This window comes from Streptomyces lateritius (genome assembly GCF_014649715.1).
GTDB classification, from domain to species: Bacteria; Actinomycetota; Actinomycetes; order Streptomycetales; family Streptomycetaceae; genus Streptomyces; species Streptomyces lateritius.
This window is the reverse complement of the sequence record NZ_BMTO01000020.1, coordinates 34672-49041: the sequence shown is the minus strand read 5'-3', so window position 1 is coordinate 49041 and position 14370 is coordinate 34672. Positions and strand designations below refer to the sequence as shown.

Genomic DNA, 14370 nt, shown 5'->3' with positions numbered 1-14370 from the left:
AGGATGAGCGCGGCGGGAGTCGCGCTGATGCTCGGCGGCGCGGGGATCCTGCTGACCGCCGCTCCCGCTCAGGCCGCCGAGGTCTCGTACCGGACCGAGTGCGTACCGCCGCCCATCTCCGGCCTTCCGCCGGTACAGGGCACCACGAAGGTGCTGATCACCGCGCCGGCGGAGGCGAAGGTCGGAGACGAGGTCGAGGTGGTGTGGAAGACGGTCGAGGCCGCTTCCAAGAACCCCGACGTTCTCGACCTGGAGAAGGACACGGTGAAGCCGACCGGCGTCGTCAAGATCGGCGGCGCGGCGAGCGGCACGCTGACCATGGAGGGGCCGCGGCAGAACCCGCCTATCCCGAAGAACAGCCCGATGGTGCTGCCGGACATGAAGGGCAAGCTGAAGCTGGAGAAGGCGGGCGAGATCACGCTGACGCCGGACAAGTACAACATCAACGTCTCCAAGCCGCTGTCGACGGACACCAAGTGCTCGCCGAAGGAGACGGTGGCCGCCGCCGCGAAGATCAAGGTGACCGACGGTGGAGGCGGCACGACCTCCGGCGGGTCCACGGCCAGCGGTGGTACGGGTTCGTCGGGCGGATCCACATCCGGTGGCTCCACCTCGGGCGGTAGCTCGGGTGGCACCTCGGGCGGCGGCGGTGGGCAGACCGACTTCGCCGGCAAGGAGGTCGCGGTCCAGTTCTCCTGCCAGGCACCGGGACCGGCGAACATCACCTCCAAGGTGACCATCAACGCCAAGAAGAACGGCGGCAGCTACGCCCTCACCGTCAAGACGGCCAAGGGCGTCATGAACAGCCCGGCCGCCCTCCCCAAGGGAGCCCTCAAGCCGTCCATGGCCGTGAAGGTCGGCGGCGCGGACAGCGGTACGGTCACGGTGACCGGCCCCGCCAACCCGGCGCCCCTGGAGGCGGGCAAGCCGGTCGACCTGACCGACATGACCGGAACCTACAAGCCCGGCGCGAGCGGCAAGGCCACGCTCGGCCCCGGGAAGCTGACGATCAACGTTTCCCTCGGCGGCTCGCCGATCGTCATCCCGTGCGAGGTCAAGGGCAGCGTCCAGGCGTCCCTGGAACTCGACACGACCAAGCAGTCCGGCGGCACCTCGGGCGGCTCCACAGCGGCCTCAGGCGGCTCCGGCTCGGGTTCCGGCTCCGGCTCGGGCTCGGCGTCGGGTGGCGGCCTCGCCGAAACCGGAGCCGAGGACGGCAGCGCCCTGCGCGCCCTCGCCCTGGTCGCCGGCACGGTGATCCTCCTCGGCGGCGCGGTGTTCACCTTCACCCCCTGGTCGCGCCTGCGCCGCTGACGCACGGGCCCGTACAGGCGCGCGTACGGGAGGAAACGGCGGAGGGCCGCCGCACCGAATCCGGTGCGGCGGCCCTCAGACCTGGACGAAGCCGGGCGGCGTCAGTGGACGCTGCCCATGAGGCTCTGGACCTTCTTGCGGTACATGTAGATCGCGAATCCGGCGGCGACCGCCAGGGCGGCCTGCATCGCGATGATGCTTGTGCCGTTGAGGTCCACACCGGCCAGCGAGAGCAGACCCGTGGTGCAGTCACCGGCGGTGACCGCGAGGAACCAGACACCCATCATCTGGGACGCGTACTTCTGCGGCGCCATCTTCGTCGTGACGGAGAGGCCGACGGGGGAGAGGCACAGCTCACCGATGGTCTGGATCATGTAGATCGAGACGAGCCACATCGGGGAGACCAGGGTGCCGTCACCGGCCATGTTCATCGGGACGATGAAGACGAAGAAGGAGGCGCCGACGAGGACCAGGCCCATCGCGAACTTCACGATGGTGTTCGGCTCCTGGTTCTTGCGGGCCAGCCACAGCCACAGCCAGGCGAAGACCGGGGCCAGCGCCATGACGAAGAGCGGGTTCAGCGACTGGTACCAGGTGGCGGAGAAGCCGAGCCCGAAGACGCTGCCGGCGGTCTTGCCGTCCGCGAAGAGCGACAGGGTCGAACCACCCTGGTCGTAGATCATCCAGAAGACGGCGGCGGCGACGAAGAACCAGATGTAGCCGTTCATCTTGGACTGCTCGCCGGCGCTCAGGTCCTTGTCGCGCTTGATGCGGACCAGGACGGCGACCGGGATGACCAGACCGGCGAGGGTGAGCGGAACCAGGGCCCAGTTCAGGGTGTACATGCCGAGGGCGACCACGGCGCCGTAGAAGACGGCGACCAGGGCGGTCACCAGGGCGACCTTCGTCAGGATGCCGCGGCGCTCCTCGGGGGAGAGCGGGTTCGGGACGAGGCTGCTCTTCGGGCTCAGGTGGCGGGTGCCGATCAGGAACTGGACCAGGCCCAGACCCATGCCGACCGCGGCGAGGGCGAAGCCCAGGTGCCAGTTGACTTCCTTGCCGACCGTGCCGATGACGAACGGGGCGACGAAGGCACCGAGGTTGATGCCGACGTAGAAGAGGGTGAAGCCACCGTCACGGCGCGGGTCCTCGGGACCGTCGTAGAGGTGGCCGACCATCGTGGAGATGTTGGCCTTCAGCAGACCCGAGCCGACCGCGACGAGCGCGAGTCCGGCGAAGAACATCGCCTGGCCCGGCAGGGCCAGCGCCACGTGACCACCCATGATCACGAAACCGGCGATCGCGACGGTCTTGCGGGCGCCCCAGACACGGTCGCCGAACCAGCCGCCCGGCATGGCCATCAGGTAGACCATCGACACGTAGACGGAGTAGATGGCCGTGGCCATCGCCGCGTCCATCGCGAGGCCGCCGCCCTGGCTGCCCTTCGCGGCGTCGGCACCGCCCGAGACGATGTAGTACACGAGAAGGGCGCGCATGCCGTAGTAGGAGAAGCGCTCCCACATCTCGGTCATGAAGAGAGTGGCCAGGCCGCGGGGGTGGCCGAAGAACGTCTTCTCGGAACCGGGGGTTCCGGTCGAAGCCGTCGTCAGGCTGGACGCCATGTCGTTCCTTGCTCTGTCGGGACGCGCGCCTTGTGAGCGTGGTGCGCCCGGTGGGGGAGGCCGGCACCGGTGGGAGCGGTCGCACCCCGCCGGGATCCACGCCCCGGGACGCTGTATCGCGTCGCGGAACCCGGCCCACAGGTCGTTCGTCGTCATCGAGATCGGTGGAGCCGACCTCGCGCGCAGAAAAGAGGACCTCGGCGCCCAAAGCGAGCCAAAGGTCCCCGTGTACCGCAACAGACGTCTCGCCACCATACGACACGACAGTGCCGGATATGGAAGGACTTGAGAGATGGATCACAGGCGAGGAAGGAACCGCCAGGCCCTATTCGAAGGTCATCCGGAGGTTGGCCACCATGATCCCCAGGGTAGCCGGGCACCCAGTGGACCATGCCCCGGGCCGTCCCCCGTGCGGACTACCATCACCCCATGACCCGTGTACTGCTCGCCGAGGACGACGCATCCATCTCGGAACCGCTGGCCCGCGCCCTGCGGCGGGAGGGGTACGAGGTGGAGGTGCGGGAGGACGGACCCACCGCCCTCGACGCCGGGCTCCAGGGCGGAGTCGACCTCGTCGTGCTCGACCTCGGCCTGCCCGGCATGGACGGCCTGGAGGTCGCCCGGCGGCTGCGCTCCGAGGGGCACACGGTTCCGATCCTGGTCCTGACCGCCCGCGCCGACGAGGTCGACACCGTGGTCGGGCTCGACGCCGGCGCCGACGACTACGTCACCAAGCCCTTCCGCCTCGCCGAACTGCTCGCCCGGGTCCGGGCCCTCCTGCGGCGTGGCGCCACCGAACCGGCCGTCGCCCCCGCGACGCACGGCGTCCGCATCGACGTCGAGTCGCACCGCGCCTGGATGGGCGACGAGGAGCTCCAGCTCACGGCGAAGGAGTTCGACCTGCTCCGGGTCCTGGTCCGCGACGCCGGCCGGGTCGTCACCCGCGACCAGCTGATGCGCGAGGTCTGGGACACCACGTGGTGGTCGTCGACCAAGACCCTCGACATGCACATCTCCTGGCTCCGCAAGAAGCTCGGCGACGACGCGGCCAACCCGCGCTACATCGCCACCGTCCGGGGCGTCGGTTTCCGCTTCGAGAAGAGCTGACGGAAGCAGGCGACGGAAGCGGCCGACGGGAAGATCCGTAGGGACGGGCTGACCGGCGAGTACGGGCCGTAGGCTCGGGGAGTACCTCGTACTCCCGCCCGGAGGGCACCGTGCGCCGCAGGCTGATCAACTCCACACTCGCCGTGGTCCTCGTCGTCATCGCCGTGTTCGGGGTCTCCCTCGTCATCGTCGAGACCCGGACCATCTCCAGCAGCGCCCAGGAGCGGGTGGACTCCGAGGCCCTGCGCCTGGTCTCCATCGTCGACAGCCGGCTCATCGGCGGGGAGCCCGTCAACCCCGACATCCTCTCCGAGCAGAGCGGCGCCAAGCGGTACGCCCTGATCGAGATCCCCGGCCGCGAGCCCATCGAGATCGGCTCCCGGCCCGACGGCAGCGTCATCCGCTCCACCGCGCAGGGGGAGCGGGGGGAGACGGTGACCGTCGAGGAGTCCCGCTCCACGATCACGTCCGAGGTCGGCCGCTCGCTGCTGATCATCGGGGCCGTGGCCCTGCTCGCCGTCGTGGCCGCCGTCCTGCTCGCCGTACGACAGGCGAACCGGCTGGCCTCCCCGCTCACGGACCTCGCCGAGACCGCGGAGCGCCTCGGCTCTGGCGATCCCCGCCCGCGCCACAAGCGGTACGGGGTGCCGGAACTGGACCGCGTCGCCGACGTCCTGGACGCCTCGGCGGAGCGGATCGCCCGGATGCTCACCGCCGAGCGCCGACTGGCCGCGGACGCCTCCCACCAGCTCCGTACGCCCCTCACTGCCCTCTCGATGCGGCTGGAGGAGGTGGCGGTGGCGGGCGACCTCGCCACGGTCAGGGAGGAGGCGACGATCGCGCTCACCCAGGTGGAGCGGCTCACCGACGTCGTCGAGCGGCTGCTCACGAACTCCCGCGACCCGCGCACGGGCTCCGCCATCGCCTTCGACCTCGACGAGGTCGTCAAGCAGCAGATCGAGGAGTGGCGCCCCGCCTACCGCAGCGCGGGCCGGGCCATCGTCCACTCCGGGAAGCAGGGCATGCGCGCCGTCGGGACCCCGGGCGCCGTCGCCCAGGTCCTCGCCGCGCTGATCGAGAACTCGCTCATGCACGGCGGCGGCACCGTCGCCCTGCGTACGCGTGTCACCGGCAACCAGTCCGTGATCGAGGTCACCGACGAGGGCCCGGGCGTGCCGGCCGATCTGGGGGCGCGCATCTTCGAGCGGACCATCAGCGGCCGCAACTCCACCGGCATCGGTCTCGCCGTGGCCAGGGACCTCGCGGAGGCGGACGGCGGGCGGCTCGAGCTGCTGCAGCAGCAGCCCCCGGTGTTCGCGCTCTTCCTGAGCCGCGAGGTCAGAAGCCGTTCGGACCAGGAGCGCCCGGTCCGCTGAGAGCAGCCGTCATGAGGGCTCAGACCCGGTCGGGCTGCTTCCTGGACGCCTGCCGCGGGGCCTGCTCCAGGAATGACTCGGCGGTCTGCACGGCCTCCTTGGCCGGCAGCGTACGGAACACCCAGGTCCGGTACGACCAGAAACGGAAGAGGGTCGCGACGCCGATGCCGAAGAACTTGAAGAAGTTGCTCTGCAGCGGGGTGTCCCAGCCGAATCCGTACGTCGCCGCGTAGAGGATCCCGTTCTGGATCACCAGGCCGGCGGCGCTGAAGAGCAGGAAGAGGCTCAGCTCCTTCGTACGGCTGCTCTTGTCGCGGTCCCGGTAGGTGAAGTACCGGAAGCCGAGGTAGTTGAAGACGATCGCCACGACGGTGGCGATGATGCTCGCCCGCACCACCGGAACCTCGGTGAAGTGGCGAACGAGATTGAACACTCCGAGGTCCACCAAGAGCCCGACACCACCCACTGCGCCGAACTTGGCGAACTCGCGTGCGAGCTGGTCGAGCCGCACGCGCAGCGCGCTTCGTTTACTCATGGTGATTGCAGCCCCTGCCGTTCGGACGATGTCAACCAAGCCATGCTAACCAGCGCGTCTCGCAGCCCGCCTGTGGACGTCGCAAACCAGCGGGGCGCGCGGGGCCGGGCCCGGTCGGGCCTGTGTCAAACCACAGGGGGCGGAAGCTCCCCGGATCGTGCGGATACCCTAAGAGGGTGACGTTCCCGGTAGTCGGCATGGTCGGTGGCGGTCAGCTCGCCCGTATGACCCACGAGGCGGGCATCCCCCTCGGCATCAAGTTCAAGCTGCTCAGTGACACCCCGCAGGATTCGGCGGCGCAGGTGGTGAGCGAGGTCGTCATCGGCGACTATCGCGACCTGGCTACGCTGCGTGACTTCGCGCGCGGATGCGACGTGATCACTTTCGATCACGAGCACGTCCCCATCGAACACCTGCGGGCCTTGGAAGCGGACGGCATCCCGATCCGCCCAGGGCCCCACGCGTTGGTGCACGCCCAGAACAAGGGCGTGATGCGCGCCAGGCTCGACGAGATCGGGGCGCCGAGTCCCCGCCACCGGATCGTCGCCGATCCGGCGGACGCGGCGGCCTTCGCCGCCGAGGTGGGCGGCTTCCCGATCATCCTCAAGACCGTGAGCGGCGGCTACGACGGCAAGGGCGTCTGGTTCGTCCGTACGGAAGACGACGCCCGCGAGCCGTTCCTGGCGGGCGTGGCGGTCCTGGCCGAGGAGCAGGTCGACTTCACGCGCGAGCTCGCCGCCAACATCGTGCGCTCCCCGCACGGGCAGGCCGTCGCCTATCCGGTGGTCGAGTCCCGCCAGGTCGACGGCGTCTGCGACACGGTGATCGCACCGGCGCCGGACCTCTCCGGCGAGCTGGCCGGCCAGGCCCAGGAGCTGGCCCTGCGGATCGCCAAGGAGCTCGGCGTCGTCGGCCACCTGGCCGTGGAGCTCTTCGAGACGCGCGACGGCCGCATCCTGGTCAACGAGCTGGCCATGCGTCCGCACAACTCCGGCCACTGGACCCAGGACGGCGCGGTCACCTCGCAGTTCGCCAACCACGTCCGGGCCGTCCTCGACCTCCCGCTCGGCGATCCCCGCCCGCGCGCGAAGTGGACGGTCATGTGCAATGTGCTGGGCGGTGACTACCCCGACATGTACCACGCCTATCTGCACTGCATGGCCCGCGACCCTCAGCTGAAGATCCACATGTACGGCAAGGACGTGAAGCCCGGCCGCAAGGTGGGGCACGTCAACACCTACGGCGACGACCTGGACGACGTGCTGGAGCGCGCGCGTCACGCCGCCGGCTACCTGCGAGGAACGATCACCGAATGAGCACCAGCCCCGATGCGAGCCCCGTCGTCGGCATCGTCATGGGATCCGACTCCGACTGGCCGGTCATGGAGGCCGCGGCGCAGGCCCTGGACGAGTTCGAGATCGCGTACGAGGTCGACGTCGTCTCCGCGCACCGCATGCCGCGCGAGATGATCGCGTACGGCGAGGCGGCGGCCGACCGCGGCCTGAAGGCGATCATCGCGGGCGCGGGCGGCGCGGCCCATCTGCCGGGCATGCTCGCCTCGGTCACCCCGCTCCCGGTCATCGGCGTGCCGGTCCCGCTGAAGTACCTCGACGGCATGGACTCGCTGCTGTCCATCGTGCAGATGCCGGCGGGCGTGCCGGTCGCGACGGTCTCCGTCGGCGGGGCGCGCAACGCGGGTCTGCTCGCCGCGCGGATCCTCGCCACGCACGACGCCGAACTGTTCGGCCGCATGCGAGAGTTCCAGCAGGAGCTGAACGACCAGGCGACCGAGAAGGGCAAGCGGCTGCGGAACAAGGTCGAGGGCTCGGAGTCCTTCGGGTTCGCGCGGTGAGCGCGGCGGAGCGTCTGGCGGAGGCGCGTGAACTGCTCGCGGCCCACCCGGTCGTCGACGGTCACAACGACCTCCCCTGGGCGCTGCGGCAACACGTGCGCTACGACCTGGACCGCCTCGACATCGCGGCCGACCAGAAGGGCGCGCTCCACACCGACCTGGCCCGGCTGCGGGCCGGCGGTGTCGGCGCCCAGTTCTGGTCCGTCTACGTCCCCTGCAGCCTGACCGGGGACGACGCGGTCAGCGCGACCCTGGAGCAGATCGACGTCGTCGACCAGCTCCTCGTCCGGTACGCGGGGCAGCTCGCGCCCGCCCTGACCGCCGACGACATGGAGTCGGCCCGGCGGCAGGGCCGGATCGCCTCCCTGAAGGGCGCCGAGGGCGGCCACTCCATCAACAACTCCCTCGCCACCCTGCGCGCGCTGCACAGCCTCGGCGTGCGCTACATGACGCTCACGCACAACGACAACACCGCGTGGGCGGACTCGGCGACCGACGAGCCCGGCGTCGGCGGGCTCTCGCCCTTCGGCCACGAGGTCGTGCGGGAGATGAACCGGATCGGCATGCTCGTCGACCTCTCGCACGTCGCCGCGACGACGATGCGGGACGCGCTCGGCACCTCCGTCGCACCGGTGATCTTCTCGCACTCCTCCTCGCTGGCGGTCTGCGACCACCCGAGGAACATCCCCGACGACGTGCTGGAGCGGCTGCCCGCCAACGGCGGGGTGGCGATGGCCACGTTCGTACCGAAGTTCATCCTTCCCGAGGCCGTGGAGTGGACGGCCCGGGCCGACGAGAACCTGCGGGCGCACGGGCTGCACCACCTCGACACCACCCCGCGGGCGATGAAGATCCACCGCGCCTTCGAGGCCGAGAACCCGCGCCCGGTCGCCACCGCCGCGACGGTCGCCGACCACCTCGACCACATGCGCGAGGTCGCCGGCATCGACCACATCGGCATCGGTGGCGACTACGACGGCACGGCGTTCACACCGGACGGCCTCGACGACGTCGCGGGCTACCCGAACCTGATCGCGGAGCTGCTCACCCGTGGCTGGTCCCGTACCGACCTCGCCCGGCTGACCTGGTCGAACGCGGTCCGCGCGCTGCGGGACGCGGAGGCGGTCTCCCGCGACCTGCGGGCGACGAGGGGCCCGTCGAACGCGACGATCGAGTCCCTCGACGGCCAGACGACCTGACGGTCCGTCCCCTGCCGGACCCCGGCGGCCTCGCTTGGGCGGGGCCGCCGGCGGGGCCGACCCGGCGGCCGGCTACGAGCCGCACTTCGCCGAGCTGCTGCGCCGCGACCGGGACCTCGGCGACCTGGCCCGCCTCGCCCACGCCAACGCCACCCGCGCGCTGCGCGAGACCGAGTTCCGCTCCCGGGCCGCCCGCCTGCGCGGGGCACCCTGACGCTCCTCGCCCCACACACGCCGGTGCCCCGCCGCCCCCGGAAAGGAGTGACGGGGCACCAGGTCGTCGTCTCGGTCCCGCCGCCGTGGGACTACACCCGCGGGCGGCCCATCGCGCGGTACACCCAGCCCGCCTCGCGCCACAGCACCGGGTCCAGCGCGTTGCGGCCGTCCAGGATCACCCGCGAGGCCACCACCTCGCCCAGCTCCGCCGGGTCCAGGGCATCCCGGAACTCGCGCCACTCCGTCAGGTGCAGCACCACGTCCGCGCCCCGCACGGCCTCCAGCGCCGACTCCGCGTACTCCAGCGTGGGGAAGAGCCGGCGCGCGTTCTCCATGCCCTTGGGGTCGTAGACCGTGACCTGTCCGCCCTGCAGGTGGATCTGTCCGGCCACGTTCAGCGCGGGCGAGTCCCGTACGTCGTCCGAGTCCGGCTTGAACGTGGCGCCGAGCACCGCCACCCGCTTGCCGAGGAACGACCCGTTGGTGCCGAGCGCGTGGCGCGCCATGTCGACCATCTGGCCGCGCCGCCGCATGTTGATCGAGTCGATCTCCCGCAGGAAGGTCAGCGCCTGGTCGGCGCCCAGCTCTCCCGCCCGCGCCATGAAGGCGCGGATGTCCTTCGGCAGGCAGCCGCCGCCGAAGCCGATTCCGGCCCGCAGGAACTTGGACCCGATCCGCTCGTCGTAGCCGATCGCCTCCGCGAGCTTGGCGACGTCGCCGCCGGCGGCCTCGCAGACCTCGGCCATCGCATTGATGAAGGAGATCTTCGTCGCGAGGAAGGAGTTCGCCGCGGTCTTCACCAGCTCCGCCGTCGGGAAGTCCGTCACCACGAACGGCGAGCCTTCGCCGATGGGCCCGGCGTACACCTCGCGCAGCATCTTCTCCGCGCGCTCGCCGCGCACTCCGACCACGACACGGTCCGGGTGCAGCGTGTCCCGCACGGCGAAGCCCTCCCGGAGGAACTCCGGGTTCCAGGCCAGTTCGACGCCTTCCGGCAGCAGCTCCGCGAGGCGCTCGGCCGAGCCGACCGGCACGGTCGACTTGCCGACGACCAGCGAGCCCGGCTGGACCACGCCCGCGAGCGAGGCGAAGGCGGCGTCGACGTACCGCATATCGCAGGCGTAGTCGCCGTGCTTCTGCGGGGTGTTCACACAGATGAAGTGGACGTCGCCGAACGCGCCGACCTCCTCCCAGGAGGTGGTGAAGCGCAGTCGCCCGGTGGATCCCTCGATGCCGGCGACGTGCCGGGCGAGCAACTCCTCGAGCCCGGGCTCGTACATCGGCACCCGGCCGGCGGCCAGCATCTCGATCTTCTCGGGGACGACGTCGAGGCCGAGGACCTCGAAGCCGAGTTCCGCCATGGCCGCTGCGTGCGTGGCGCCGAGGTAGCCGGTACCGATCACGGTGATCTTGAGGGCCATGCGGTCTCCAGTGAGGTCGGGCGGAATGCCTGCCCGAGCATAGTCGGGGCCCGGCCCGCCGATGTCGGCACCGTCGCGGCCCGCCGCCTGTGGCCCTGGACACGGCGACGTTGTCATCATCACTACAGAAGACGGTTTAAAGCGGTCGCGTTCCGTCATCTCGCATCTTCGGGTGGGCTAGATTTAGCGTTTCGTACACCCGAACGTGTTGGGGAAGACAATGACGGAAGCGGTCCTGCTGGTCGGCGGGCAGGGGACGCGGCTCAGGCCTGTCACGGTGAACACGCCCAAGCCCATGGTCCCGGCCGCAGGTGTGCCGTTCCTCGCACACCAGATAGCCAGGGCGGCCGCCGCCGGTGTCACCCACATCGTCATGGCCACCTGTTACCTCGCCGAGGTCTTCGAACCGTACTTCGGTGACGGCTCCGCCTTCGGCGTGCATCTCGAGTACGTCGTCGAGGACGAGCCGCTCGGAACGGGCGGCGCCATCCGCAACGCGGCCGAGCTGCTGACCAGCGGCCCCGACGAGCCGGTCCTGGTGTTCAACGGCGACATCCTCACCGGCCTGGACATCCGCGGCCTGGTCGAGTCCCACACGGCGGCCGAGGCCGACGTCTCGCTGCACCTGGTCCGCGTCGCCGACCCGCGCGCGTTCGGCCTGGTCCCCACCGACTCCGAAAGCCGGGTGCTGGCCTTCACCGAGAAGCCGCAGACCCCCGAGGAGATCGTCACCGACCAGATCAACGCCGGCTGCTACGTCTTCCGGCGCTCGGTCATCGACGCCATCCCGGCCGGCCGGCCCGTCTCCGTGGAGCGCGAGACCTTCCCCGACCTGCTGGCCGCCGGAGCCAAGCTGTACGGCAAGACCGAGGACACCTACTGGCTCGACCTCGGCAAGCCGGAGTCCTTCGTCCAGGCCTCCGCCGACCTCGTCCGCGGCGTCGTCGCCTCCCCGGCGGTGCCCGGCCCGCGCGGCGAGGCCCTGATCCTCCCGGGCGCCACCGTCGCCGAGGGCGCGAAGCTCTCCGGCGGCACCGTCGTGGGAGCCGGCGCCAGGATCGAGACCGGCGCGGTCGTCAGCGGCTCCATCGTGCTGGACGGCGCGGTCGTCGCGGCCGACGCCGTCGTCCACGCCAGCCTGGTCGGCGCCCGCGCCACGGTTGGCGCCCGTACGGTCGTCGACGGTGCCGTCATCGGTGACGATGCCCTGGTGGGCGCCGACAACGAACTTCGTTCCGGAGCGCGCGTCTGGTGCGATGCAGAGCTTCCTGACGCCGCGCTGCGCTTCTCCTCGGACCGCTAGTCAGCCCGAGTTCGCGTTCCTTCCGACCTCAGTGAGGCAGAAACCAGTGACAGGTGTGCACAAGACCCCCGGCGTGGAGGCCTCCGCGACCGGCAGATCCATCGCTCTCCCCGACGCATGGGCGCAGACCGCGCTGACCGTCGTCATGCCCACGTACAACGAGGCCGGGAACGTGCCGCGCATGGCCGAGCTCCTCATGGGGCTCGACATCCCCGGTCTGCGGCTGCTCATCGTCGACGACTCCTCCCCGGACGGGACCGGCGACATCGCCGAGGAGCTGGCGAAGAAGTACCGCACCGAGGACGGCACGCAGCGGATGTCGGTCATGCACCGGACCGCGAAGGACGGTCTCGGCCGCGCGTACGCCGCCGGCATGACCAAGGCCGTCGAGGACGGCGCCGCCTACGTCCTGCAGATGGACGCGGACGGCTCCCACCCCGAGGGCAAGGTCGCCGAGATGCTCGGCGTCGCGCTCTCCACCGGCGCCGGCCTCGTCGTCGGCAGCCGCTACGTACCCGGCGGCACGCTCTCCGACGCCTGGGGCGCCCACCGCAAGCTGCTCTCCCGCTGGGCCAACGCCTACGCGAGCACCATCCTGGGCACCCGCGTCCGCGACATCACCGGCGGCTTCAACCTGTGGAGCGCAGACGCGCTGCGCGCGATCGACCTCGGCTCCGTCGACAGCGCCGGCTACAGCTTCCAGGTCGAGATGAAGTACGCGGCGCTGCGCCGCGGCTTCCAGGTCATGGAGGTCCCGATCCACTTCGAGGACCGCACGGTCGGCGAGTCGAAGATGAACCTCGCCGTGCAGCTCGAGTCCATCGCCATGCCGTGGAAGCTCCGTGCCCGAGCCAGAGGCCGCAGGTGAGTGCGTCGTCCCCTCGCGCCGCAGCACCGACCCACGCCCCGGATGAACCCCGGCCGCCCGCGGCCGGGACGCACGAGGACGCGGACGTGACCGTGTCCCCGGCGCCGGCCTGGTGGCGCAGGCCCTTCGGCGAGCAGCCCCTGCTCGCCACGGCGCACGGCGCCGTTCTGCTCGTCGTGACCACCTACGTCTTCATGATCGTCCGGCTGCCCTGGGTCGGTGACCTGGGCGTGCACGCCGCCACCGTCGAGCGGCTGCGGCACAACCTGTTCCACCCGGGCAACCCGATGGTCGACTCCGCCACGGACAGCCCGTACTACTCGCCGTGGATGGTGTTCCTCGGCCTCCTCGCCAAGGTGACCGGCCTGGGCACGTTCTACGTCCTGCGCATCGCCGCGGTCGTCGGACTCGTCCTGCTGCTGACCGGCATCTGGTTCTTCACCAGGACGCTCACGCGGCACCGCGCGGCGCCCCCGCTCGCGATCCTGTGCGTCCTCTTCCTCTGGGGTGACAAGCTCGTCCTGTGGAGCGGGTTCCTGGGCTTCACCTCGCTGTCCCTGATCGTCTCGTACCCCAGTACGTTCACTCTCGCCCTGGGCTTCCACTTCCTGGCCCTGCTCACGCTGGCGCTGCGCCGGGGCACGGCCACGGGCTGGCCGACGTATCTGGGCCTGGGCGTGCTGTGGGCCGTGCTGATGCTCAGCCACCAGTTCTCCGGCGTCGTCATCACCCTCGGCGCCGTCGGTGTCCTCGGCGGAGCGCGGCCCTGGCCGGCCAAGGCGACCTGGCTCAAGCTCGCGGCAGCGTTGGCCGCCGGGCTCGCGGTGCTGGCCCTGTGGCCGTACTACTCCTTCTTCTCCCTCTTCGGCATCGGGGGCCTGGAGGACATACACAAGTCTCTGTACGCCGACGTCTTCGCCAAGTACGGCCTGGTGCTGATCGGCGTGGCGGCTCTGGTCCTGCGCTTCGTGCGCGACCGCCGCGACCCGCTGGTGATCTGGTTCGCGCTGGCCCTGGCGATGGTCGTGGCCGGCGCGGTGCTGGACAAGTGGTCGTACGGCCGGGCCGCTCCCGCCCTGATCATGCCGGCGCAGATCGCCGCGGCGATCGCCGTCGTGGAGAGCGGCAAGAAGCTGGTGCGGGTCCTGTTCGGGGCGGCGGTGGCCGTCGGCCTGGTCGTCGGGGGCTGGGGGCAGAAGGACGCGCTCGGCCTGATCATCCGCCCCGACGCCCTGTCGACCCACATCACGAAGGACACCTGGAAGCCGGACGGGACCTACTGGTGGACCACACCGCACGGCAAGTACGGCGAGGTGTTCATGACGACCTGGAGGCCGGCCCAGAAGCTGCCCGCCTTCGGCTTCTACACGGTCGCACCGGGCTACCCGGACTTCTTCCTGCCCGACGAGGACCAGCGGGTGGCCGACACCGCACGTTACTTCGAGGCCGGCACCCCGCGTGAGGAGCGGCTCGCCCTCCTGCACAAGTACGACGTGACGTGGGTCCTGCAGCGACCGGACGAGGGCGGACTCCCCGCCGACGACCCGGCGTTGCGCA

General features: G+C 70.6%; 13 protein-coding genes. 10 read left to right on the top strand and 3 right to left on the bottom strand.

Features of this window, described 5'->3' with window-relative positions:
* Positions 1-3: 3 nt before the first annotated feature.
* On the top strand, positions 4-1314 hold the full coding sequence (locus tag IE136_RS31455; protein ID WP_189602002.1) for a hypothetical protein: 1311 nt from the start codon (positions 4-6) through the stop codon (positions 1312-1314).
* A gap of 101 nt (positions 1315-1415) precedes the next feature.
* Here IE136_RS31455 and IE136_RS31450 read toward each other — a convergent pair whose 3' ends face one another.
* A complete protein-coding gene (locus IE136_RS31450; protein ID WP_189602001.1) occupies positions 1416-2936 on the bottom strand; it encodes a peptide MFS transporter in 1521 nt (506 codons plus the stop codon).
* Between the two features lie 429 nt (positions 2937-3365).
* On the opposite strand from IE136_RS31450, the gene IE136_RS31445 reads away from it, so the two are divergent.
* Positions 3366-4043 carry a response regulator transcription factor gene (locus tag IE136_RS31445; protein ID WP_189602000.1) on the top strand — a complete coding sequence of 226 codons (678 nt, stop codon included), beginning with the start codon at positions 3366-3368 and terminating at the stop codon, positions 4041-4043.
* Positions 4044-4153: 110 nt separating this feature from the next.
* Positions 4154-5419 (top strand): sensor histidine kinase, encoded by a 1266-nt coding sequence (locus IE136_RS31440; protein ID WP_189601999.1) that lies wholly within the window; start codon positions 4154-4156, stop codon positions 5417-5419.
* 19 nt (positions 5420-5438) lie between these two features.
* Here IE136_RS31440 and IE136_RS31435 read toward each other — a convergent pair whose 3' ends face one another.
* Positions 5439-5954 (bottom strand): GtrA family protein, encoded by a 516-nt coding sequence (locus tag IE136_RS31435; RefSeq protein ID WP_158987910.1) that lies wholly within the window; start codon positions 5952-5954, stop codon positions 5439-5441.
* A 176-nt stretch (positions 5955-6130) separates the two neighbouring features.
* On the opposite strand from IE136_RS31435, the gene IE136_RS31430 reads away from it, so the two are divergent.
* From IE136_RS31430 to IE136_RS31415, 4 genes are read left to right on the top strand one after another with little or no spacing between them, the layout of a single operon-like run.
* Complete coding sequence (locus IE136_RS31430) at positions 6131-7270, top strand: 5-(carboxyamino)imidazole ribonucleotide synthase (protein ID WP_158987908.1); 1140 nt, start codon at positions 6131-6133, stop codon at positions 7268-7270.
* Positions 7267-7806: a 5-(carboxyamino)imidazole ribonucleotide mutase gene (gene purE / locus IE136_RS31425; RefSeq protein ID WP_158987906.1), complete on the top strand. Its 540-nt coding sequence runs from the start codon at positions 7267-7269 to the stop codon at positions 7804-7806. The genes IE136_RS31430 and purE overlap by 4 nt, the downstream gene beginning before the upstream one ends.
* Positions 7803-9005, top strand: coding sequence for a dipeptidase (locus tag IE136_RS31420; protein WP_158987904.1), 1203 nt, complete (start codon positions 7803-7805; stop codon positions 9003-9005). Before purE ends, IE136_RS31420 begins: the two co-directional genes overlap by 4 nt.
* 34 nt (positions 9006-9039) lie before the next feature.
* Positions 9040-9219, top strand: coding sequence for a hypothetical protein (locus tag IE136_RS31415; protein WP_158987902.1), 180 nt, complete (start codon positions 9040-9042; stop codon positions 9217-9219).
* 91 nt (positions 9220-9310) lie between these two features.
* Here IE136_RS31415 and IE136_RS31410 read toward each other — a convergent pair whose 3' ends face one another.
* Positions 9311-10642, bottom strand: a complete 1332-nt coding sequence (locus tag IE136_RS31410) for a UDP-glucose dehydrogenase family protein (RefSeq protein WP_189601998.1) — start codon at positions 10640-10642, stop codon at positions 9311-9313.
* Positions 10643-10862: 220 nt separating this feature from the next.
* On the opposite strand from IE136_RS31410, the gene manB reads away from it, so the two are divergent.
* The 3 genes from manB to IE136_RS31395 all read left to right on the top strand — a co-directional run.
* Positions 10863-11945: a mannose-1-phosphate guanylyltransferase gene (gene manB / locus IE136_RS31405; RefSeq protein WP_158987898.1), complete on the top strand. Its 1083-nt coding sequence runs from the start codon at positions 10863-10865 to the stop codon at positions 11943-11945.
* A 145-nt stretch (positions 11946-12090) separates the two neighbouring features.
* A complete protein-coding gene (locus IE136_RS31400; RefSeq protein ID WP_229819354.1) occupies positions 12091-12813 on the top strand; it encodes a polyprenol monophosphomannose synthase in 723 nt (240 codons plus the stop codon).
* A gap of 86 nt (positions 12814-12899) precedes the next feature.
* On the top strand, positions 12900-14370 hold a 1471-nt coding region (locus IE136_RS31395; RefSeq protein WP_189601997.1), incomplete at its 3' end, for a hypothetical protein.

Coding starts and splice junctions, on each gene's coding strand:
- IE136_RS31455 (WP_189602002.1), top strand. CDS start 4: ATGAGCGCGGCGGGAGTCGCGCTGATGCTCGGCGGCGCGGGGATCCTG.
- IE136_RS31450 (WP_189602001.1), bottom strand. CDS start 2,936: ATGGCGTCCAGCCTGACGACGGCTTCGACCGGAACCCCCGGTTCCGAG.
- IE136_RS31445 (WP_189602000.1), top strand. CDS start 3,366: ATGACCCGTGTACTGCTCGCCGAGGACGACGCATCCATCTCGGAACCG.
- IE136_RS31435 (WP_158987910.1), bottom strand. CDS start 5,954: ATGAGTAAACGAAGCGCGCTGCGCGTGCGGCTCGACCAGCTCGCACGC.
- purE (WP_158987906.1), top strand. CDS start 7,267: ATGAGCACCAGCCCCGATGCGAGCCCCGTCGTCGGCATCGTCATGGGA.
- IE136_RS31410 (WP_189601998.1), bottom strand. CDS start 10,642: ATGGCCCTCAAGATCACCGTGATCGGTACCGGCTACCTCGGCGCCACG.
- manB (WP_158987898.1), top strand. CDS start 10,863: ATGACGGAAGCGGTCCTGCTGGTCGGCGGGCAGGGGACGCGGCTCAGG.
- IE136_RS31400 (WP_229819354.1), top strand. CDS start 12,091: ATGCCCACGTACAACGAGGCCGGGAACGTGCCGCGCATGGCCGAGCTC.